Origin of the sequence: Clostridium sp. OF09-36, from assembly GCF_003481985.1 — a bacterium.
Lineage (GTDB): Bacteria > Bacillota > Clostridia > Lachnospirales > Lachnospiraceae > Brotaphodocola.
Genome location: NZ_QUMD01000009.1, coordinates 1 through 19,540, shown reverse-complemented (window position 1 = coordinate 19,540; position 19,540 = coordinate 1). Strand labels below are relative to the sequence as shown.

The following is a 19,540-nucleotide window of genomic DNA, read 5'->3' as shown; positions in this document are numbered from 1 at the left end:
TCTCCCCCTATTTTTTATTCAGCTGCGTGAACAGTTCCATGATTTTTTCCCGGCTGCCGATTCCATGCGAAAAGGCAGTCGCTCCTCCGCTGGCCGTGCCAAGCTTTAAGGCATAACCATAATCTCCTGTTTTCAGGTATCCTGCCAGAAAACCGGCTACCATGGAATCCCCTGCTCCTACGGAATTTACTACAGTTCCGTGGCAGACACCCTCTCTGTAAACAGCTCCGTCTTCTGTCAGGAGCACTGCCCCGTCCCCGGCCATAGACACCAGAACATTGCGGGCGCCTGATGCCTGCAGCTCTTTTGCACCTTCCAGGACTTCTTCTTTTGTGGAAAGTGTTCTGCCAAGCATTGCCTCCAGCTCATGGTTATTCGGCTTGATCAGAAACGGATGAAGCGGAAGCACCTCCATCAGAAGCGCTTTCTCCGCATCCACCACGATCTGAATGCCGCGGCCCTGAAGACGTTCCATGATCTCCTTGTAAATGCTGCTGCGGATACTGGACGGGATGCTTCCGGAAAGCACCAGAATATCTCCGGCTTTCAGCTCGTTCAGCTGTTCGAACAAAAGCTCCACATTCGTTCCGGTGATGTCCGGCCCCATGCCGTTGATCTCGGTCTCCTCATCTGATTTCATCTTCACGTTGATGCGTGACAGACCTTCCTTTACGCGGATAAAGTCAGAATGAAAACCGGCTTTCTGACATCGCCTCACAATCTCCTCTCCGGTAAATCCGGCTACAAACCCAAGAGCTGTGCTCTCATAGCCCAGGTTTGCAAGCAGCGCTGAAACATTAATGCCCTTCCCTCCGCAGACCATGGTTTCTTCCTTTGTCCGGTTGATCTGGCCCAGTGCAAAATGATCCACAGCGATCACATAGTCCAGAGCCGGATTAAAGGTTACTGTGTAAATCATATATCATCTCTCCTTAGTTTTAAGAAAATATATTTCTTATCGTTGAATCAATCATAATATGATTTTTTATTTTCGTCAATAGTGTTTTTCGTGAAACTCATTTTCACGCCAATTTTCAGCATTTAACACAAAAAGATGGTCTCCATATACAGGAATACCATCTTTCTTTTGTGTAATATATCTATGCTATTCTTTCCGTTTTTCCATCTGTTTATCCGCAGAAATTGCTTTTTCATGCCGGCGCACATGACCGGCTGCCGTCGCATGCCTGCCATCAGGAGAAGATACAGAATTTCCATGACTGCCGTAGCCGCAACACGGGAAAACCAGAACTCCTCGGTAAAGAGCTTTTCCCGGGTGGCCGTGATGATGCGGTAGTCTGCCATCTGTGCCAGCGGAGACTCCGGGTTGTTGGTGATCAGAATGACCGCAGCACCATTTTCTTGCGCGCCTTGCGCAAGAATCTGCAGACGGTTGGAGGTACCAGAGTTGGAAATGATAAGCACCACATCCTCCGGCCCCAGATTAAACGCATAAGCCGTCTGTGCTTCCCAGATTGTTTCTGCCACTGCCGTAATTCCAAGCTGGCTGAATTTGAACGCTCCGTCCAGCGCCACCGGGAGCGTGTTACCCACCGCTGCCAGCTGTACAAGCCGTGCATGCTCCAGCTTTTGTAAAATTGCTTCCAGATTGTCTGTGTCCATCATCCGGACTGTTTCGGTCAGTTCCGCCACCTTATTCGCCAGAATGTTCTTTAACGACTGGTCCAGATCATGACGGTCAATCTCATTGGTGACCTCTTGTTCCCGGTGTGCCTCCTCCAGAAGTTCCCGGGTCAGCGCCAGTTTCAGATCCTGGAATCCCTTAAACCCACAGCGGCGGCAGAAGCGGGACACCGTAGCGTCGCTGGTCTGGCTGGCCCTGGCCAGCTCTCCCACCGTCATTCCGGCTGCCTCTGCCTTATGCTCGATCAGAAAATCTGCAATCTTCTTCTCTGCCTCAAAAAAGCTGTCATAAGCCGAACAGATCACAGAGGTTGCATTTCGTGCTTCATTCATTCCATCCACTTCCAATTTCATGTAAATTTGTTTCTTATCTAATACTATAACACAGGCCGTAGAAAAAAGGAACGAAAAATAACGCAGAAAACCTGCCGAAAAAATCGGCAGGCTTTCTTAAGAAGGAATATGAACACGAAGACTCGAATTATTTGATCTTATCGATGGTCTCTAACAGGTAATCGGTAAACTCTGCTGCGCTTGCGCCATCCACATCGGTGGTAACCACCTTCTTACGCTCGGTAATGGTGCAGATATCCAGAGCCTTCTCCAGAATCTCTTTGCGGTCAGCGTAACCGATATGCGCCATCAGCATGCCGGCTGCGCGAATCAGGGAACACGGATCTGCGTAATCGCCTCTGCCATGGTTGATCAGGAACGGAGCAGTTCCATGGATTGCCTCAAACATCGCATACTTGTTGCCCAGGTTGGAGGAGGAAGCGGTTCCCAGACCTCCCTGATGCTCTGCAGCTACATCGGTTACGATATCGCCATACAGGTTCGGCAGAACTACAACCTCGATGCCCTTGTTGAACTCCGGATCCAGCATCTTTGCACACATTGCATCAACCAGACGCTCCTGGATCTCGATTTCCGGATATTCCTCACCAACCTTGCGGACAGCCTTGATAAAGTTGCCATCAGCCAACTTCACAATGTTTGCCTTGGTTACGATAGTCACGTTCTTTTTGCCGTTCTTTCTTGCGAACTCGAAAGCAGCTCTTGCGATACGCTCACTTCCCTGTTTGGTCTGTACCTTGAAGTCAACCGCCAGGTCATCATTTACCTGAATGCCCTTGTTGCCCCAGATGTACTCACCCTCAATGTTCTCACGGAAGAAGGTCCAGTCAATGTTCTTGTCCGGAATCTTAATCGGACGGACTGCTGCGAACAGCTCGAGGCCACGGCGCAGCAGGCTGTTTGCGGATACCAGGTTCGGCCACGGCTCGCCGGCACGCGGGGTAACCATAGGTCCTTTGATGAGGACATTGCATTTTTTGATCTCTTCGAATACATCATCCGGAAGGCTCTGCAGCTTTGCGGCACGGTTCTCAATGGTCATGCCCTCAATCTCGCGGATCTCAATACGGCCGCTTGCGATTTCCGGTGCCAGCAGATCATTTAATACGCGAAGTGCCTGCTTCATAATGATCGGACCAATGCCATCGCCCGGGAGTACACCAATCACGATCTTCTTAAGCTTATCGAAGTCGGTCACCTCGTTATCTGCTTTCATACGCTCAATGCGCTCAAACTCGGACTGGATCAGCTCCCCGAATTTTTCCTGTGCAGCTTTTACGTTCTCTACATTCTTCTCCATGATTTTCCCTCCATGAATGCTCGTTGTTTGTTATGGCTTTATCTTAACATGGAGTTATTCATAGGTAAAATACATAAATCAACATATCTCATATAGGAATTTTGCATGATGTGTGGTAAACTAAACTATAGAACTATACAAACTATAGCATGGCCATACACTGCTGTCGCACCATATGCCAGCCATATCATCCCAGAATATCCGGAGGTTTCTCCATGACACAGAACGAACTTCTCTATATGCTTACCATTGCAGAACATGGAACTATCACAAGAGCCGCGCAGGAGCTTTTTATCTCCCAGCCCTCCCTCAGCGAATCTTTAAATAAAGTCGAGCAGGAATTTGGCACCCTGATCTTTTCGCGTACCCAGGAAGGCCTGGTTCCTACAGCGTTCGGAGAGCGTTATCTGAAAACAGCCAGAAACATCCTGGAGCGCTATAAAAAGCTCGAAACCGATCTGGATGAATACCGCCAGATGCGTAAAGGAAGCCTGACCTTTGGCATTCCCTTCAATCTTGGCGCCTATCTTCTCCCGAGGATCCTTCCTGCTTTCCAACAGATCTATCCGGATATTACCGTCCAGTTTAAGGAAAACAACTCCACGGAACTAGACAAACTGATGCTGTCCGGAAAACTTGATTTTTCTGTCATGCACTACGAAACACCCAATGAAGCCATCCACTATGATCTGTTAGCCGAAGATGACTTCTATCTGGTCATGCCGCTTACGCTTGCCCATAAATACCAATTTCCAGACTACCGCACTTTAAGCATCTACGATCTGAAAACGTTGGAACAAGAACCTTTCCTCATGGTAGCAAGCAGACAAAAGCTGCGGCAGGTAGCAGACTCGATTCTGTCCCAGCTCTCCATCAAACCCAATATCCGCTATACCACAAAAAATATGGAAACAGCCAAACGCCTGGCTGCTTCCGGTATGGGGATCACCTTTCTCCCGCATTCTTATTTGAATCTTTTTTCCGGTGTTGAAAACCTCGCCTGCTATCCACTGGATCCGTCATTAAACGCATCCTGGAAGCTGGTCATCGGTTACCCGGACGGACGCCCGCTTTCCCGGTGTGCAAAAGAATTTATCCGTTTTCTAAAAGAAAAAATCCAGCCAGACGAAGTGTAATACTTCGCCGGTTGGATTTTTTTTACAGATATCGGCTTTTCAATCATTTGATGAACTGTTACCAGCATCTATTTTTGCTATATCATCCTATTTTTCTTTTAACTCATCATACATGGAAAGAATCTCTCCCGCCGCCTGAAGGTACAATTCTCCCTCCTGCGTCGGCCGCAGCCCCTCTGGAGTCCGCTTAAAAAGGATAATATCCATATCTTCCTCCACACGGTGCACCGCACGACTTAAGGAAGAAGGATTCTTCCGAAGCAGAACCGCTGCTTTTTGGATACTTCCTGCCTCCGCGATGCATTTCATATAGCGAAGTTCTTTCTCATTCATACACTTTTCCCCAATTCGATCCTGCCCTTCAAACAAGATTTCTGTGCAGACTAGTTATCTGATCTGGAAAAGGCATTCTTCATCTGACTGCTCAGTTCAAACAGAACCTTATCCAGGGTGTCTGCCGTCTTTTTCTTTAACATCTGTGCGATCTCCCGGTTTGCATCTTCCCGCAGGATCCGGCGTTCCTGTGCATCCTCAGTCTGCTCCAGGAGCTCATCATATTTATGCAGAATTGCATACGCATCCGACTGAACCGCCAGCTGGTAACGCTCCACATGGACAATGGATTTTCCGTAGGAAGCATCGGTCATGGCTGCGATCAGGCGGCTGTTCCAGTAAAAGTTATCAGTAGAAACTTCTTTGGTTGTATTGGCAAGATACTCCGGTGTCTCCGAAACACGTGCATAAAACGGCACCAGTACATTGAATGCGTTTGAGGCAAAGGCCAGCCACTGGATTACAGCCGCATCCTCCGGCTGATCCGGGCGCATCTGGATCACAGCCACAAAGTCATTTCGATTAATGCCAACCGCACGGTATTTGCCGCGCTCCGAAAGATCTCCGCTATGGACATACGGATCATACCGTGTGCCCTGATAATGGGTGGAAAGCACGTATTTAACATCCTCCACGGTCAGCTTTTTCTCCGGCACCAGGCTCCATGGGATATCATCCGACTCTGGGCCATACTCGGCATCTACCCCATCCCAGGTAAAGGTATGTGGATTCAGGCAGCGCTCAATGTACCATGCGCGCGGCGTATTATAAACATGATCGGAATCCGTATGGCTTCCAAATGCATCGCGCGGGCAAAAGATACTTTCCTCATCTAGTCTCAGGTCCAGATGATTTTTTGCAATAAATTCTCTCAAATCCGCAGAGCAAAGATGTTCCCTTTTCGCACCAAACGCATCTTCCAGATCAAATTCATCCATACCAAACTGATTCGGCATCACCACATACCGATCATCCGGAACTTTCTTTGCGATCCAGTGATGCCCTCCAATCGTCTCCAGCCACCAGATCTCATCCTGATCCTGGAATGCAATGCCATTCTTCTCATAGGTTCCGTAGGTCTCCAGAAGACTTCCTAGGCGAAGCACACCTTCCCTAGCACTGTTGATGTAAGGAAGCACCAGATATACAATATCTTCCTCACCGATGCCGCCCGGAACTTCGTCTTTTCCGTCCTCCGCAGGCTGGTATTCCACCAGAGGATCTGCGCCAAGCACCCGGGGATTGGACGTGATGGTCTCAGTGGCAGTCATAGCCACGTTCTTTTCATTCACGCCGCTGGCCGCCCAGATTCCCTTTCCCTTCACCGCGTTCGGCACTGCCGTAAACTGGTACGGATGATCCGGAAGTTCCACTTCCACATGGGACAATACTGAGCAATAGCTACGCTTCTGGTCCTCCGGATGGATCACCACAAATTTTTTCGGGGTGAAATGACCGGATCCGGAATCATCGTTCCGGGCGATCATGGTGGATCCGTCATAAGATGCATGTTTTCCTACAAGAATTGTTGTACAAGCCATGTTTATATCCTCCCTTGACGTCAATTTTTCTATGTAACAATCTTACCGCAGGATACAGAAAAAAACAATGAAAAGACCCGGATAAATCATTTCTGACTTACCAGGGTCCATCGTTAAATTTAATTTTCTGATTTCATTGCAGCAAGCGCATGTAAAATCATGTATTCCGCCTGCTCATATTCCCCTTTTCTCTGCACCGTAAATCCGTGATTGCTGTGGAAAAATCTTCTTGCATAAACCGGAACTCCTTCCTTTAAAAGGCGTCCCGCAAATACCTCTGTTTCATCACAGAACACATCATTGTCACAATAGATTAAAACTGTAGGAGGCATTTTCTGAATCTGCGCATCCGTTGCAAATGCAGGGCTGCAGTATACCTCATGGGCATCTTCTGGATTCACATACATCTTATTATAAAAATCAGACTTCCATGCCGGAATGCGTGGGTTACTGTCCCCATTACGCTTTTCGATCGCAGGAGTTGCCATATCCAGACCAGGATAATCCAGAATCTGTAAAGACGGAACGAATGCTCCTTTGTCAATCGCCATCAAAACACTAGCAAGCGTCAGGTTTCCACCGGCACTGTGTCCTCCCATAGCAATCCAATTCCGGTCAATATGCAGTTCTTCTGCATGTTCCGCAAAATACTGAAGCACCTCATAACATGCATAAACCTGACCAGGATAACGCATCGCTGGAGACGGAATATAATCAATGTCTGCTATGATACATCCGCTTCTGCTTCCAAAGTTTCTGCAGAACACGATATCCTGATCTCTCCGTCCTTTGATAAACCCACCGCCGTGGACATTAATAAACAGCGCACTTTTCTTTGTTTCCGGCTGATCCTGATACATATGTACCAGAGTCTTTCCGACCGAAGTTTCAATTTCCATATTCCATTCTTTTCTTACATGAAACTGGTTCAATGCTTCCTGACCGAGCGTTTTCCCCGCACCAGAATTGATGATTTCTTCCGCTAGCTTCTGTTCTTCCTGCGATACGTTTAATTCTTTCCATATCTGACTCATTGTTACCCTCCACCTTTCTGCAACTCCAATACCTGATTTTCTTCTGTTTTACAGGAAGAATGAGAAGAAAAATGATGCAATGATCAGCACGATTCCACCGCCTACACGGCTGGAAAGCTGTGCGTAGCTGATCAGATCCAGTCTGTGTGCTGCACCGAGTACTGCGATATCGCCTGATCCACCGCGGTTTGCCATGCAAAGACCGGCTGTAACTGCTGCATCAATCGGATAAAATCCAACCAGTTTGCCAACCAGGGCACTGCCAAGGATGGCTCCTAATACGACTACAAATGCAATCAGCAGATTGGCCGGACTGCAGGCAGATGCCAGCTCTGCCAGGTCAAAATCCACACCCATGCTAACCATGCACATCAGACCAACAACCGATACCATAAAGCCCTGCATATTTTTGGCAGCTGCACGGATATTCGCTGGTACAATGCCAAGTGATGCTAAAATTACCACAAAGATAATGCTGTACGCAAATGTATGGATCTGTGCACCAAGAACAGTCGGAAGAAGCACCTTACTGAATAAACGGCCAACCGCATAAATCGTACCACATAAAAGCAATGCCCCTGTATAATCGACCCGGTCATTTTCTGTTAACGACAGAATTTTTATTCTCTTCCCAGCTGCTTCTTCAGATACCGCAGCTGTCCGCCGCAGGAAATCACCTCTAGCTCACTGTCAGAAAGCTCCAGACGCGCCTTGAATGTCACACCCTTTGTATTGTTGCGCACTTCCACCTCTTTCGTCTGCATCTGCTCTAACAGTCCGTTGATTTCCAGTTCGTCTCCCTGCTCGATCTTGTCGTAATCTGCCGGATTCTCAAAGATCATCGGGATAATGCCATGATTGATCAAGTTGCCCTTGTGGATACGCGCAATGCTCTTTGCGATCACGGCACGTACGCCTAAGTACATCGGGTTGATGGCTGCGTGTTCGCGGGAAGATCCCTGACCATAGTTCTCGCCGCCGATGATGATGCTCTGTCCCATCTCTTTTGCCCTTGCCGCAAACTCTGGATCATAGCGGTGATAACAGTACTGGCTCATAAGCGGGATGTTGGAACGCATGCTGGAGAACTCGGCGCTGGCCGGGGTAATATCATCGGTTGTGATGTTATCCACGGTCTTTAAGCTGACCGGAACACATAGATGCTCAGTTGGCTGCTCCGGGACCGGAAGAAATTTGATATTCGGTCCTTTTACGACTTCGACCTTCTTTGCATCTTCTTCCGGAAGAGGCTTGATAATCATGGAATCATCCACCGGATAAACTTCCGGCTCATGAATCGCTGCCAGTTTTGCAACATCTTCACCAAGAATATCTTCTGCGGTTGCAAAGGTTCCAAGAATGGCAGTTGCTGCCGCACTCTCCGGACTTACCAGATAAATCTCCGCAGTCGGGTTACCGGCGCGTCCCTTGAAGTTCCGGTTGGAGGTTCGCACAGCCACGCCCTTGGTAGCCGGTGACTGGCCGATCGCGCAGCACGGGCCGCAGGCGGTCTCCAGGATCCGCACACCGGCATCGATCAGCATCTCCAGATATCCGTCACGCAGCAGCTGCTTATATACCTGTTTGGAAGAAACCGCGCAAGTGCAGCTCACATCCTCATTGACATGTCTGCCCTGTAATACCAGCGCAACTTTCGCGATATCGGAATAACTTGCATTCGTACAGCTTCCGATGAATACCTGCTGTACTTTTTTCTTCTCCGCATCCTTTAACGGCATCACATTATCTGGCTGATGCGGGCAAGCGATCAGCGGTTCCAGCTCATCCAGGTTGAGCTCCATCTCGCCATCGTATTCGGCATCTGCATCCGGAATCATCTCCACATACTGGTCTTCCCGGCCCTGTGCCTCATAAATTTGCGCACCTGCTCATCTGCCGGGAAAATGGAAGTGGTCGCGCCCATCTCCGCGCCCATGTTCGTGATAGTCGCACGCTCTGCAACCTCCAAACCTGCAGCACCCTCTCCTACATACTCAAATACTTTTCCAAGGCCGCCCTTGATGCCAACCCGGCGAAGCATCTCCAAGATAATCTCCTTGGCGTTGCAGCCGGTTTTAAGTGGCCTTTTAAATTAACCTTGATGATCTGCGGCATTTTCAGACGCATCGGAACACCGGTCATTGCCGTTGCCACGTCCATACCACCCACGCCGATGCACAGCATGCCGATGGAACCACCGTGCGGTGTATGGCTGTCACCACCCATGCTCAGCTTGCCCGGAACACCAAATCTCGCTACATGTACCGCATGGCAGATTCCGTTGCCCGGTCTGGAAACATGCACACCATAACGCTTTGCCACAGACTGCAGATAAATGTGGTCATCCGGCGTCTTGTTATCCAGATATAACAGGTTGTGGTCCAGATAGCTCACGCTGGTCTCCACCTGCGTCCGGTCCAGACCAATGGCCTCAAACGCCAGATACGTCATCACCGCATTGATGTCATGTGTCAAAGTCTGATCCACCTTTACATAGATCTCATCGCCCGGATTCATGGCAGACGGCTTTGCCAGATGACTCTCCAGGATTTTTCTTGTCAGATTCTTTCCCATGAAAAAAGTACCCTCCTTAAATGACTCTGGTTACTGTTCATACAACCGCAAACAGTAACTGATTCTCAACTTCTGAGTTCATTATAAGTGGGTACTGATTATAAGTAAAATTTCATTTTGCAAATGAAGCCCATAGCTTTTTCTTATGAGCCTGCATGGTCTCCCGTGCGATGTCCAGAAGTGCCTGTTCCACTTCCCCGATATAGCAGCCTTCCCGGTACAATACCATGACCGGCCACTGAACCGGTGTAACGGAAAGATGATAAACCTCCGCCTCCATGCCACCTTCCATCAGTTCCAGCGTAATCTCCGGAATGATTGCCACGCCAAGCCCCTGGGCTGCCAGGCGGTAGGACAACATATTGCTGTGCGATTCAAAAAAGATATTCGGTTTTTTCTCTGCATGCGCGTACAGGACATCCACGCAGGAACGCAACGCATGGCCCTTTTTTAACGTGATGAGCGGCAATTTTGCCACCTCACGCCAGTTCACCACCTTCCTTTCCCGGTCCAGAAAGCAGTTTTCGGAAAGATGGCCTTGCGCAGCCACTAAAACCAGTTCTTCCTGCACAATTTCCACCTGCACCACGTCTTTGATCGGATTCCAGTACGGAAGAAACACAAAATCCACATTACCTGCTTTCAAGTCCGCGATCAGCTGGTTTCCTGGACCCGTAGAAACCTCTACATCAATGCCTGGATAACGGTCCTTTAACGGTTTTAAAATGAGCGGCAGCATATACACGATCCGTTCACTCGGAAACCCGATCCGCAGACGACCTGTCATATGATGGGTGATATCCCGAAGTTCCCGGTTCATCTCTTCCATCTGTCCCAGGATCACGTTCGCGCGTTTTACATACTGTTCCCCTGCATAGGTCAGCTTCAGCGGATTCGTAGATCGGTCAAACAGCTTCACTCCCAGATCCTCCTCTACCTTACTGATGTAATTGCTGAGTGCCGGCTGACTGATGAAAAGCTTCGCCGCCGCTTTCGTAAAGCTTCCGCATTCCGCCACCTGGTTCACGTAGGTGAATTGTCTCAGTTCCATGGAAATCCTCCATTTTTCTTAAAAAATCTTTCTTGTCCTTCTGTTGCTATTGTACCTGTTGTCTGCGATCCTGTCATGCATTTTCTCCATCTCCCGCTCATTTTTTCATAAATCATTTCCACACGCTGTTTTTCTGCGCAACGCAAAACGGAGCTGCCCTTCCAGACAGCCCCGCTTTGTTCTTACACTTACATAAGGAGTTTTATAGTAGCAGATAAGCCGTAAAACGGTGGGAATCTTATCTGTTTCTATCGTTTCATTCTTTCGTCTATTGTTTCTTCCGCCATCTGTATCAGATGAGGAATCCTTGCTGATTATTTGTTTCTGTTAAAGTTGATGAGACAGCCTGCCTTTACGATCTTGCGCTCGTTCTCTGTCATCGGCTGGATATAGAGATGAATCTCTTCTGCCTTGCCGTTCTTGATGACATATGCCGGAATATCGGTTAAGTCGCCCTCTAATGCGGTGCGCATATTCGGGATGTAGATGTAATCATCTACATCGAACATGGTCGGCTCGCCCTTTAAATGGAACGGAAGCATACCCCAGTTCATGCAGTTGGAACGATAACGCTTGGTTGCGTATTCCTGGGTGATGTTTGCAAGAGCGCCCAGGACTCTCTGACAGGAAGCAGCCTGCTCACGGGCAGAACCATCACCAGGCTTATTTGCGTAGATGGTGGAACCAATCTCAACATCTTCCGCTTTTACCTGTTCCTGACCCGGAATGGTATTGACAACCTTCATTACCTCAGCGATCTCAGCGTTTACAGTACCTGCAAGACGTTCCTGCTCCATAGCCTGAACTGCCTTCGCACGGCCAACATACTCCGGATCACGTCTGGACAGGGTAAACTCAGCCAGTCCTAACGGATTAGATCGGAAGGAAGAAGTCTCACCGGACGGAATCAGCTCATCGGTGGTGGTTACTTCGTCCAGGATCTTGGAGGAAACCTTTAAAAGGATATTCTCAGAAAGTGCCTCCATCTCCGGCCAGTCTTTGATGTTCGGACCAAAGCGCAGCTCAGAATCTTCCTCTGCCTTGTTGTAACCGTTGTATACTCTTGCCTTGTAAGCGCGATCCTCGTAATTATACTCCGGAATATCGCCCCAGCAGTCCATAGTCTCTGCTGAAGTCAGCTTACCGCCATTTGCTGCGGTTGCCGCAATGGAACGTGCATCCATAAGGGCAACTGCGGACATCTGTCCGTTACCCGGCTTGGAACCTTCGCGGTTCGGGAAGTTTCTGGTGGTATGACGGATGGAAAGTGCATTGTTTGCCGGAGTATCGCCAGCGCCGAAGCACGGTCCGCAGAAAGCGGATCGGATGATTGCGCCTGCATCCATCAGGTCTGCTAACAGACCCTTGCGGTCCAGATCGGTGTAAACCGGCTGGGAAGACGGATATACGGACAGGTAGAACTCGCCATCTCCGATATTTTTGCCCTTTAATGCATGGGCAGCCTCTACCACGTTGGTGTAGTTGCCGCCTGCACAGCCTGCGATGATACCCTGCTGTACCTGAAGTTTACCATCTTTGGTAATTTTGTCAAGTAAGGTAAAGTGTGCTCTTCCCTCTGCAATCTGGTCAGCTGCCTTCTCGGTCTCGCGCAGAATGTCTTCGAGATTCTCATACAGGTAATCAATCTCAAAAGCATTAGACGGATGGAACGGCAGTGCGATCATCGGCTTGATGGTGCTCAAGTCGATCTCTACGCAGCCATCGTAGTAAGCAACTGCTTCCGGATTCAGCTCCTTGAATTCATCACCGCGGTGATGCTTCTCCAGGAATGCCCTGGTATCATCGTCCGTTCTCCAGATGGAAGACAGGCAAGTGGTCTCGGTGGTCATAACATCCACACCGTTACGGTAGTCCGTTGTCATGGAAGAAACGCCAGGTCCGACGAACTCCATTACTTTATTCTTTACATAACCATTCTTGTAAACAGCGCCGCAGATAGCCAGTGCAATATCGTGCGGTCCAACGAACGGCTGCGGTTTTCCGGTCAGGTAAATAGCGATAACGCCCGGGTAAGCAACATCGTAGGTCTGCTTTAACAGCTGCTTGGACAGCTCACCGCCGCCCTCACCGATTGCCATGGTACCAAGGGCACCGTAACGGGTATGGGAGTCAGAGCCCAAGATCATCTTACCGCCGCCTGCAAAGCACTCGCGCATGTACTGATGACATACTGCTACGTGTGGCGGAACGAAAAGGCCGCCATACTTCTTTGCCGCAGAAAGGCCAAAATAGTGATCGTCATCATTGATGGTTCCGCCAACTGCACATAAAGAGTTATGGCAGCAGGTTAAAACGTAAGGAAGCGGGAACTTTTCCATTCCTGATGCCCGGGCGGTCTGGATAATACCAACAAAGGTAATATCGTGAGAAACCATTGCATCAAATTTAATCTGAAGCTTATCCATGGTATCGGACTGATTGTGCGCTTTCATGATGCCATAAGCAATGGTACCTTTCTTAGCCTCCTCTTTTGCAACCGCTCTTCCGGTCATCTGCTCAACCTTTGCAGCCTCTGCCTCCGGAAGCAGGGTCTCACCGTTTATGAGATAAACTCCGCCATCGTGTAACTTAACCATACGAACTCTCCTCCTGTAACTGTGTGGTTTATTGTGTTAAAGCCTTTTGATTCTGAATCCATTCTGATTCGTTTCCGGCTTTATTTCCTTTGATGGCTTAATTATGCATCTTTTTTCAGTATTTGTAAAATACTATATATAATATAAAAGCCATAGGAATTTCCTATGCCATTGTTTGGCCTGACTGCAGGTTTTCTGTTATCTGAATGCCTGGCCTGTGCTTCTGGTCTGTCAATCCAGTTTTGATCTGCCTAATGATTCTCCAGCCAGCACTTCAGGTCACGCATCTTCATAAGCGCATCCCGCCTTCCAATGTCATACACCTGCTGCAGTTTCTCCGGGCTGCGCTCCAGCCGTCCGATCTTAAGCGGCTCATCCGGACGCAGCACAAAAATCTCACCCATTTTCTCCAGCTCTTCAATCTGCCGCAAACTCTCATTATAGCGCTCATGCCTGTGAGACAGCGCCTCCACAAAGGCCGGATACTTCCGATAGCGGATTTTCGCCATAGCCAGCTGCTCCGGTTCCTTCTGGTATCCCTTCGGCCGGGTCAGGATCACCACATTCTTTGTGAATCCCATCTCCCTGAACTTCATCAGAGGAATGCTATCCGTGCAGCCGCCATCCAACAGCTTCATCCCTTCTGTCTTCACCAGTCTGGAAACGTATGGAAGGGAGGCCGATGCCCGGATCACATCAATCTGCTTTTTCATATCTGTAATGCGGATATACTCCGGCTTTCCAGTCTCCACATTGCTGCAGACTGCATAAAACTCCGTTTTAGAACGGTTGAAGGCAACGTAATCGTAAAGATCCAGCTTCTCCGGCAGATCGTGATAGCAAAACTGCACCTCCGCAATGTCTCCGGTTCGGAGCAGATTACGCATGCTGATAAACCGGTTATCCCGGATATATTTCTTATAATAACGGATGTTCCGGCCTCTTTGCCCGGACACAAAACTGGAACCATGGATAGCTCCGGCCGAAACTCCGATCACTCCGTCAAAGGAAAGTCCCTGATCCAGAAAAACATCCAGAATACCGTCAGTATACATCCCACGCATCCCGCCGCCCTCTAATACCAGGCCGGTTTTTACGGTGTTTTCAGTAATGTCTGCACCGTTGATGCTGCCTGTGCCTTTGATGCTGCCTGTGCCTTTGATGCTGCCTGTGCCTTTGATGCTGCCTGTGTCATTCATGCTGCTCATAGATTCTCACTCCATTCTTTTGCCGCGGCCATGCGGGCCTCATACTGACTGTAGAAGTCCCGTCTGGTGTCATAGGGAAGCAGATAAAACCGCTGCAAAATATACATGCTGACGGATTTTGCGAGATCAGGGGATGGTGTTTCGTTTGCGCCATCTGCGCTTGCTTTCGCCGCAGTTTTTCCATCCAACTCTGCGCCGATACGAATCCGCAGCTGTTTCAAAAACGCATGCCAGTCCGCAATATAGGCATCATACCGCTCCATATCCGGCGTATCCATCCACTTGCGGATCTTCACCTTGCTGCGATTTGGTTTTTCGCATTCATGAATCTGCAGAATGTAGCGAAATCCGTCCTCTTCATAATACCGCCCCAAAGGGAACAGCCTGCAGATGCCTGGACGATACGGATGAATACTGCATCGCCCGGCGTCATTCAAAAAGGTACACTGTTCCGAATCCCCCGCCAGCTTCAGATTTGGCAGGATGATTCCGTCCACCACATTCAGTTCCAGATGCCCTGCTAAAAGCTCCTGCAGCGAAACGCCTAAACCACCCGTCAGCCGCCAGACATCATAGGGATCCAGCACAATCGTGTTTCCCATTCCACGGCAACAGGACGAACAACCCGCACAGTCATTGCAGCCCAACTTCGCCATATCATTCAACCCATATAATTTGCCGTCTGAAATCTCCTCCAGACTTACATTTCTAAGCACTCCAAGTTTCCTCCCGATTTTGTTTTTCTGCTGCCAATGCTTTCCATTGACTCATTTCATAATTTCCGGTCTGCCGCGCCACAGTTTCACAAAGCAGATTCCGCTCCTGCTATATGCTGTACCGCTAATTGTTCTCATCCAGTAATTCCCAATAACGCTCAACCAGAATTCCTTTGTATTCATCCAAATGACTCTGATTTTCCCGTATCAGCGCAGTCAGGACACGCACAGCTTCCTGCACCGCCGCCTCCAGACTCTCTCCATTTAATAGTTTTCCAGTCATAACTGTAGAAAAAATATCTCCGCTTCCGGCAACCCGGACAGGAAGAAAGGTAAACGGCACACGGAAATACTGTCCGCTTTTGTGGTCATACCCGCAAACCAGATGTTCATCCGTTTCAGAATCATGCGCGCTGGTAATGACCACCGATTTCCCGGATAACTTGTGCAGCCCGTCAACGAGTTCCCGCAGTTCTGCCGCTGAGGCCCGTTCCCTGCCCGGGCAGATTCCCGTCAGAAAGCCAGCCTCGGTCATATTCGGAACCATCACATCCGAGTAGCTGACCAGCTTTCTCATGGCCGCAACCCGCTCCATGCCGATTCCGTTATAAAGCTTTCCGCCATCTGCCATGATCGGATCTACCATGACCAGACAGCCATTGTCCACGCTCTGTGTCTCACTCCTCCTCGGCTTCCTGCTGCGAATATAATCTCCGATCAGTTCCACCTGCTCCTCCGAAAGTACAAATCCAGTACAGATGCAGTCCGGATCAAAGCCAAGCTCATCCCACACTTTTATGGTATCCCGCATGTAGTCCGTCATGTCCTGAATCCGGAACTTTCCAAAATCAAGCGTATTGGAAACCACCGCAGTGGGTACCTGATAAGGGAAATGTCCCATACGCGAAAATAGCGGCACCATGGCGGCCAGAGCTACCTTACCATAACCTGGAAGGTCGTTAAAAATAACAATCCGTTTCCCATTTAAATATTTTCCTCTCTGCGGATCTTTTCAAGAAGCCCGCTGCATCCAGCCATAACATCAGCAAACGTCGCATCAAAATCCCCCGTATACCACGGATCCGCCACATCACGCCCACTGCCTGCAAATGTCAACAGCTTAAAAATCTTCTGTTCTTTATCCGCCCCGCCTGCAATCCGGGTCATGTTCCGGATATTTGCCGTATCCATGCCGATGAGATAATCATAATACCGGTAATCCTCCGCCGTCATCTGACGCGCATGATGCGGGATCAGCGGAATATGCTCCCGACGCAGCTTATCTACGGTGCCGTAATGCGGCGGATTACCGATTTCCTCACGGCTGGTTGCCGCGGAATTGATTTCAAATTGGGATGCCAGGCCAGCCTGAGTGGCCAGGTAGGTGAACACGCTCTCGGCCATTGTGGAACGGCAGATATTGCCGTGGCAAACAAATAATACTTTAATCATCTTTTTATATCTCCATTTAAATCTTGTATTTCTTCTCAAACGCTTGATATTTCAGGGTTTTCCGACTTTTGAGTTTTCCTTTCTTTTCAAGGTATCTTCTCAAATCTTCTCATATTTTCTTATGCTTTTCCCTGCAATCTTGGTAAATCCATTGGTAAAGCAAGCGTCCTTACCAACGGGCTTTTTTAACTATTCGCTATCCGATATACTTCTTCCTTTGCATCATCAAAATTCACATGGGTGTAAGTGTTCAAGGTTACACTGATGTCTGCGTGACCCATGATATACTGCAAGGTTTTCGGATTCATCCCGGATTTTGCCATATTAGAGCAAAAGGTGTGCCTGCATACATGAGGGGTAACTTTCGGCATCTGGATACGGTAAATCCTGTTGTATTTCTGAATGATATGCTCCAGATACTTTTCCCAGTGAAGGGCAACCATCGGCATATCGTTTTTATCCAGAAACAAAAATCCTGCATATCCTTCCACCATCGGTTCAACTTTTGGTGTCTTGCGGTTGGCAATGATTCTGCGAAAACACGCTGCGACAGCTTCCGTCATCGGCACATAGCGGATGCCTTTGTCAGTTTTTGGTTCTTCAATTACATACTGCATCTGTGCAGTACGCTGTAACTGATGGTCTACCTTGATACGCATTTCTCCAAACTCGATTTCTGAAACCGTCAGTCCACAGAACTCTGAGATACGAAGCCCTGTGTGAAAAAGAATATAGATTGCATCATAGTATCTGCTAAAATGTTTATCTTCCTGAATAAACTTTAGCAAATCTCTCTGCTGCTTTCGGGTAATCGCTTCTCTGGTAACAGAATCATTGACAATGACGGATGCAAGCTCAAATTCAAATGGATTTTTACGAAGCAAATCATCGTCTACCGCCATCTGAAATGCTGGTCTGAGGACTCCCCGGATAGAATGAATGGAACTGTATCCCCGCCCATCAATTTGTTGGAGCTTAATCAACCATGCCTTGGCGTCTGACAAACGCACCTTATCAATTCGCAGATTCCCAAAACTCTCTTTTTTCAGCATATTGATGACTGTTTTATATCCGGCAACCGTATTGTGACGAACTCCTGTTTTCAATGAAACATACTTTTCTACCAGTTCCAAAACAGTATAGTTGCCTCCGTTGGTTACGATACGGTCAAACAAATCCGCTTCAATCTGTTTTTCTTTCTCACGCAGGGAAGGCTCCCGCTTCTTCCCTTTTGGCATTGGGTCATTCTTGTCCAAACGCCAACTGTATACATTTTTCTCTTTTCCGTCCTCATCAATATAGCGGAACCGATACCTCCCATCTTTACGCTGGTACTCGCCCTCTCGCAAAATCCGATTACGGTTATCTCGTCTTTTCTCACTCATCGTGAACTCTCCTTTCAAAAAAAGAGAGCCAGACTTGCACTCTTATCATAGCACAAATCCAGCTCTCCGCATAGTTATATCATGTGAAATCGGTAAATCTGTCAGCTCTGTTTACACAGCAGTAGCCTGATCCAGATACCTCTCAAATTTCTCACGCTTAATGAGGGCACGATTGCCGTTCATCACATAAAAATCCTCATTGGGATGTGTGTCAATAAGCGTTCTCAATTTTCCTTCGCCGATATGATAATATCTGGCTGCTTCCTCAATGGTAAGCGTATATCTACGCCACACCGGAATATCCGAGTAATTTTTTCCTTCAATATTCAGCTTATTATTCGCCATAGGCAGTTATCCTCCATACATGAAAATAGCCAGACAGAGGGTGGCGGCAACGAAGTCCGGCAACGGGCTTCAAAAGACCTTGCAAACAATCTCAATCTGGCGATGGTTACTATTTATACTTTTGTTTTATTTTTCTGTTGTTTTGGTTGTTATAAGGGAGAAAAGCCCGGAAATAAGGTTTTTTCCCCGACAACCGGCTCGGCAACGGGATAGCAACAGGGGGTGCAACGGGCTGTCATTTTCAGAATGGAAGCTCCATCTGTTCTGTGATCTCCACAAAACCGTCCATTGTTTTTTCAGACGGGTTGCATAAGTCCGTTGCCGGGTTTTCACGCTCCCAGCCCTTTTGTCTGCCATATTCGGAAAACATTCTTGGGTTTTGGAAGTACCGCCAGCGGTCAATGCACTGGTTCATAATCTCGTTGATTTCCCGGATTTCCCATTGCTTCGGCTCGTCAAAAGCATGGTTCAAGGCTTCCTTATAGAGCTGCTTGGAGCAGACCATGCTCCCGGTGTACTTATCAAGATACGCCTGTATCATCCCGGCTTTGGTGTCCTCCGGCATAAAATCCCGCTGGTGTTCTTTGAGATACCGCTGCATGGCGGGGCTGAAAGCCAGCTTGAACCTGCCGCTTCGATAAATCTCCATCGCTTCTGCCCACATCTGCCCGATATAGGCTCTGGAAGCAGCTTCGTCCTCCAAAATGTGAACCTCCGCCTGCTCCGGGTACACCATGACCGGGATAAAACGGCGGTTGCCTGAACGGTCAAGGGGCAGGAAGTCAAGGGCATTGGAAGTGCCGCCAAACACGCACTGACGGGGGCGGTCTGCCGGGTGGGTTTCATAGGGTATCTTGTAGACCTCTTTCT

Annotated in this window: 17 protein-coding genes and 1 pseudogene; 1 reads left to right on the top strand and 17 read right to left on the bottom strand. The window is 48.5% G+C overall.

The annotated features are described in order from the left end of the window. Window positions 1-7: 7 nt before the first annotated feature. The 3 genes from pfkB to DXA97_RS08950 form a co-directional block, all read right to left on the bottom strand. Window positions 8-919, bottom strand: a complete 912-nt coding sequence (gene pfkB, locus DXA97_RS08960) for a 1-phosphofructokinase (RefSeq protein WP_118719625.1) — start codon at window positions 917-919, stop codon at window positions 8-10. A 122-nt stretch (window positions 920-1,041) separates the two neighbouring features. Next, window positions 1,042-1,977: a MurR/RpiR family transcriptional regulator gene (locus DXA97_RS08955; RefSeq protein WP_347561534.1), complete on the bottom strand. Its 936-nt coding sequence runs from the start codon at window positions 1,975-1,977 to the stop codon at window positions 1,042-1,044. Between the two features lie 148 nt (window positions 1,978-2,125). Beyond that, window positions 2,126-3,298 (bottom strand): isocitrate/isopropylmalate family dehydrogenase, encoded by a 1,173-nt coding sequence (locus DXA97_RS08950; RefSeq protein WP_118719623.1) that lies wholly within the window; start codon window positions 3,296-3,298, stop codon window positions 2,126-2,128. A 215-nt stretch (window positions 3,299-3,513) separates the two neighbouring features. Here DXA97_RS08950 and DXA97_RS08945 point away from each other — a divergent pair, with 215 nt between their 5' ends. Beyond that, complete coding sequence (locus DXA97_RS08945) at window positions 3,514-4,434, top strand: LysR family transcriptional regulator (protein WP_182436845.1); 921 nt, start codon at window positions 3,514-3,516, stop codon at window positions 4,432-4,434. A gap of 87 nt (window positions 4,435-4,521) precedes the next feature. Here DXA97_RS08945 and DXA97_RS08940 read toward each other — a convergent pair whose 3' ends face one another. The 14 genes and pseudogenes from DXA97_RS08940 to DXA97_RS08870 all read right to left on the bottom strand — a co-directional run. Then, window positions 4,522-4,767: a LysR family transcriptional regulator gene (locus DXA97_RS08940; RefSeq protein ID WP_118719619.1), complete on the bottom strand. Its 246-nt coding sequence runs from the start codon at window positions 4,765-4,767 to the stop codon at window positions 4,522-4,524. Window positions 4,768-4,817: 50 nt separating this feature from the next. Beyond that, window positions 4,818-6,308 (bottom strand): C69 family dipeptidase, encoded by a 1,491-nt coding sequence (locus DXA97_RS08935; protein WP_118719617.1) that lies wholly within the window; start codon window positions 6,306-6,308, stop codon window positions 4,818-4,820. 119 nt (window positions 6,309-6,427) lie between these two features. Beyond that, complete coding sequence (locus DXA97_RS08930) at window positions 6,428-7,342, bottom strand: alpha/beta hydrolase (RefSeq protein ID WP_118719615.1); 915 nt, start codon at window positions 7,340-7,342, stop codon at window positions 6,428-6,430. Between the two features lie 48 nt (window positions 7,343-7,390). Continuing rightward, complete coding sequence (locus DXA97_RS08925; RefSeq protein WP_279221153.1) at window positions 7,391-7,957, bottom strand: 2-hydroxycarboxylate transporter family protein; 567 nt, start codon at window positions 7,955-7,957, stop codon at window positions 7,391-7,393. A gap of 5 nt (window positions 7,958-7,962) precedes the next feature. Further along, a pseudogene (locus DXA97_RS08920) lies at window positions 7,963-9,916 on the bottom strand (aconitate hydratase). A gap of 112 nt (window positions 9,917-10,028) precedes the next feature. Continuing rightward, complete coding sequence (locus DXA97_RS08915) at window positions 10,029-10,967, bottom strand: LysR family transcriptional regulator (RefSeq protein ID WP_118719611.1); 939 nt, start codon at window positions 10,965-10,967, stop codon at window positions 10,029-10,031. A 314-nt stretch (window positions 10,968-11,281) separates the two neighbouring features. Continuing rightward, the gene (locus DXA97_RS08910; protein WP_118719609.1) at window positions 11,282-13,564 is read right to left on the bottom strand and encodes a hydratase; all 2,283 of its coding nucleotides are present in this window, start codon (window positions 13,562-13,564) and stop codon (window positions 11,282-11,284) included. Window positions 13,565-13,815: 251 nt separating this feature from the next. Continuing rightward, window positions 13,816-14,772 carry a patatin family protein gene (locus tag DXA97_RS08905; protein WP_279221149.1) on the bottom strand — a complete coding sequence of 319 codons (957 nt, stop codon included), beginning with the start codon at window positions 14,770-14,772 and terminating at the stop codon, window positions 13,816-13,818. Next, a complete protein-coding gene (locus DXA97_RS08900) occupies window positions 14,769-15,488 on the bottom strand; it encodes a YkgJ family cysteine cluster protein (protein ID WP_118719607.1) in 720 nt (239 codons plus the stop codon). Before DXA97_RS08900 ends, DXA97_RS08905 begins: the two co-directional genes overlap by 4 nt. Window positions 15,489-15,612: 124 nt before the next feature. Then, complete coding sequence (locus DXA97_RS08895) at window positions 15,613-16,410, bottom strand: PfkB family carbohydrate kinase (RefSeq protein WP_118719605.1); 798 nt, start codon at window positions 16,408-16,410, stop codon at window positions 15,613-15,615. A gap of 62 nt (window positions 16,411-16,472) precedes the next feature. Further along, on the bottom strand, window positions 16,473-16,940 hold the full coding sequence (locus DXA97_RS08890; RefSeq protein ID WP_118719603.1) for a low molecular weight protein-tyrosine-phosphatase: 468 nt from the start codon (window positions 16,938-16,940) through the stop codon (window positions 16,473-16,475). A gap of 185 nt (window positions 16,941-17,125) precedes the next feature. Beyond that, complete coding sequence (locus tag DXA97_RS08885) at window positions 17,126-18,325, bottom strand: site-specific integrase (protein WP_008703747.1); 1,200 nt, start codon at window positions 18,323-18,325, stop codon at window positions 17,126-17,128. A gap of 111 nt (window positions 18,326-18,436) precedes the next feature. Next, a complete protein-coding gene (locus DXA97_RS08880) occupies window positions 18,437-18,670 on the bottom strand; it encodes an excisionase (RefSeq protein ID WP_008703749.1) in 234 nt (77 codons plus the stop codon). A 241-nt stretch (window positions 18,671-18,911) separates the two neighbouring features. Beyond that, window positions 18,912-19,540, bottom strand: a 629-nt coding sequence (locus tag DXA97_RS08870; RefSeq protein WP_243107601.1) for a virulence-associated E family protein, incomplete at its 5' end; no start/stop codon positions are given.

Bases quoted from the DNA above. Each gene is read 5' to 3' on its own strand.
- DXA97_RS08885 (WP_008703747.1), bottom strand. From the start codon at position 18,325: ATGAGTGAGAAAAGACGAGATAACCGTAATCGGATTTTGCGAGAGGGC.
- DXA97_RS08895 (WP_118719605.1), bottom strand. From the start codon at position 16,410: ATGGTGCCGCTATTTTCGCGTATGGGACATTTCCCTTATCAGGTACCC.
- DXA97_RS08955 (WP_347561534.1), bottom strand. From the start codon at position 1,977: ATGAATGAAGCACGAAATGCAACCTCTGTGATCTGTTCGGCTTATGAC.
- pfkB (WP_118719625.1), bottom strand. From the start codon at position 919: ATGATTTACACAGTAACCTTTAATCCGGCTCTGGACTATGTGATCGCT.
- DXA97_RS08945 (WP_182436845.1), top strand. From the start codon at position 3,514: ATGACACAGAACGAACTTCTCTATATGCTTACCATTGCAGAACATGGA.
- DXA97_RS08915 (WP_118719611.1), bottom strand. From the start codon at position 10,967: ATGGAACTGAGACAATTCACCTACGTGAACCAGGTGGCGGAATGCGGA.
- DXA97_RS08930 (WP_118719615.1), bottom strand. From the start codon at position 7,342: ATGAGTCAGATATGGAAAGAATTAAACGTATCGCAGGAAGAACAGAAG.
- DXA97_RS08950 (WP_118719623.1), bottom strand. From the start codon at position 3,298: ATGGAGAAGAATGTAGAGAACGTAAAAGCTGCACAGGAAAAATTCGGG.
- DXA97_RS08910 (WP_118719609.1), bottom strand. From the start codon at position 13,564: ATGGTTAAGTTACACGATGGCGGAGTTTATCTCATAAACGGTGAGACC.
- DXA97_RS08905 (WP_279221149.1), bottom strand. From the start codon at position 14,772: ATGAGCAGCATGAATGACACAGGCAGCATCAAAGGCACAGGCAGCATC.
- DXA97_RS08935 (WP_118719617.1), bottom strand. From the start codon at position 6,308: ATGGCTTGTACAACAATTCTTGTAGGAAAACATGCATCTTATGACGGA.
- DXA97_RS08890 (WP_118719603.1), bottom strand. From the start codon at position 16,940: ATGATTAAAGTATTATTTGTTTGCCACGGCAATATCTGCCGTTCCACA.
- DXA97_RS08880 (WP_008703749.1), bottom strand. From the start codon at position 18,670: ATGGCGAATAATAAGCTGAATATTGAAGGAAAAAATTACTCGGATATT.
- DXA97_RS08940 (WP_118719619.1), bottom strand. From the start codon at position 4,767: ATGAATGAGAAAGAACTTCGCTATATGAAATGCATCGCGGAGGCAGGA.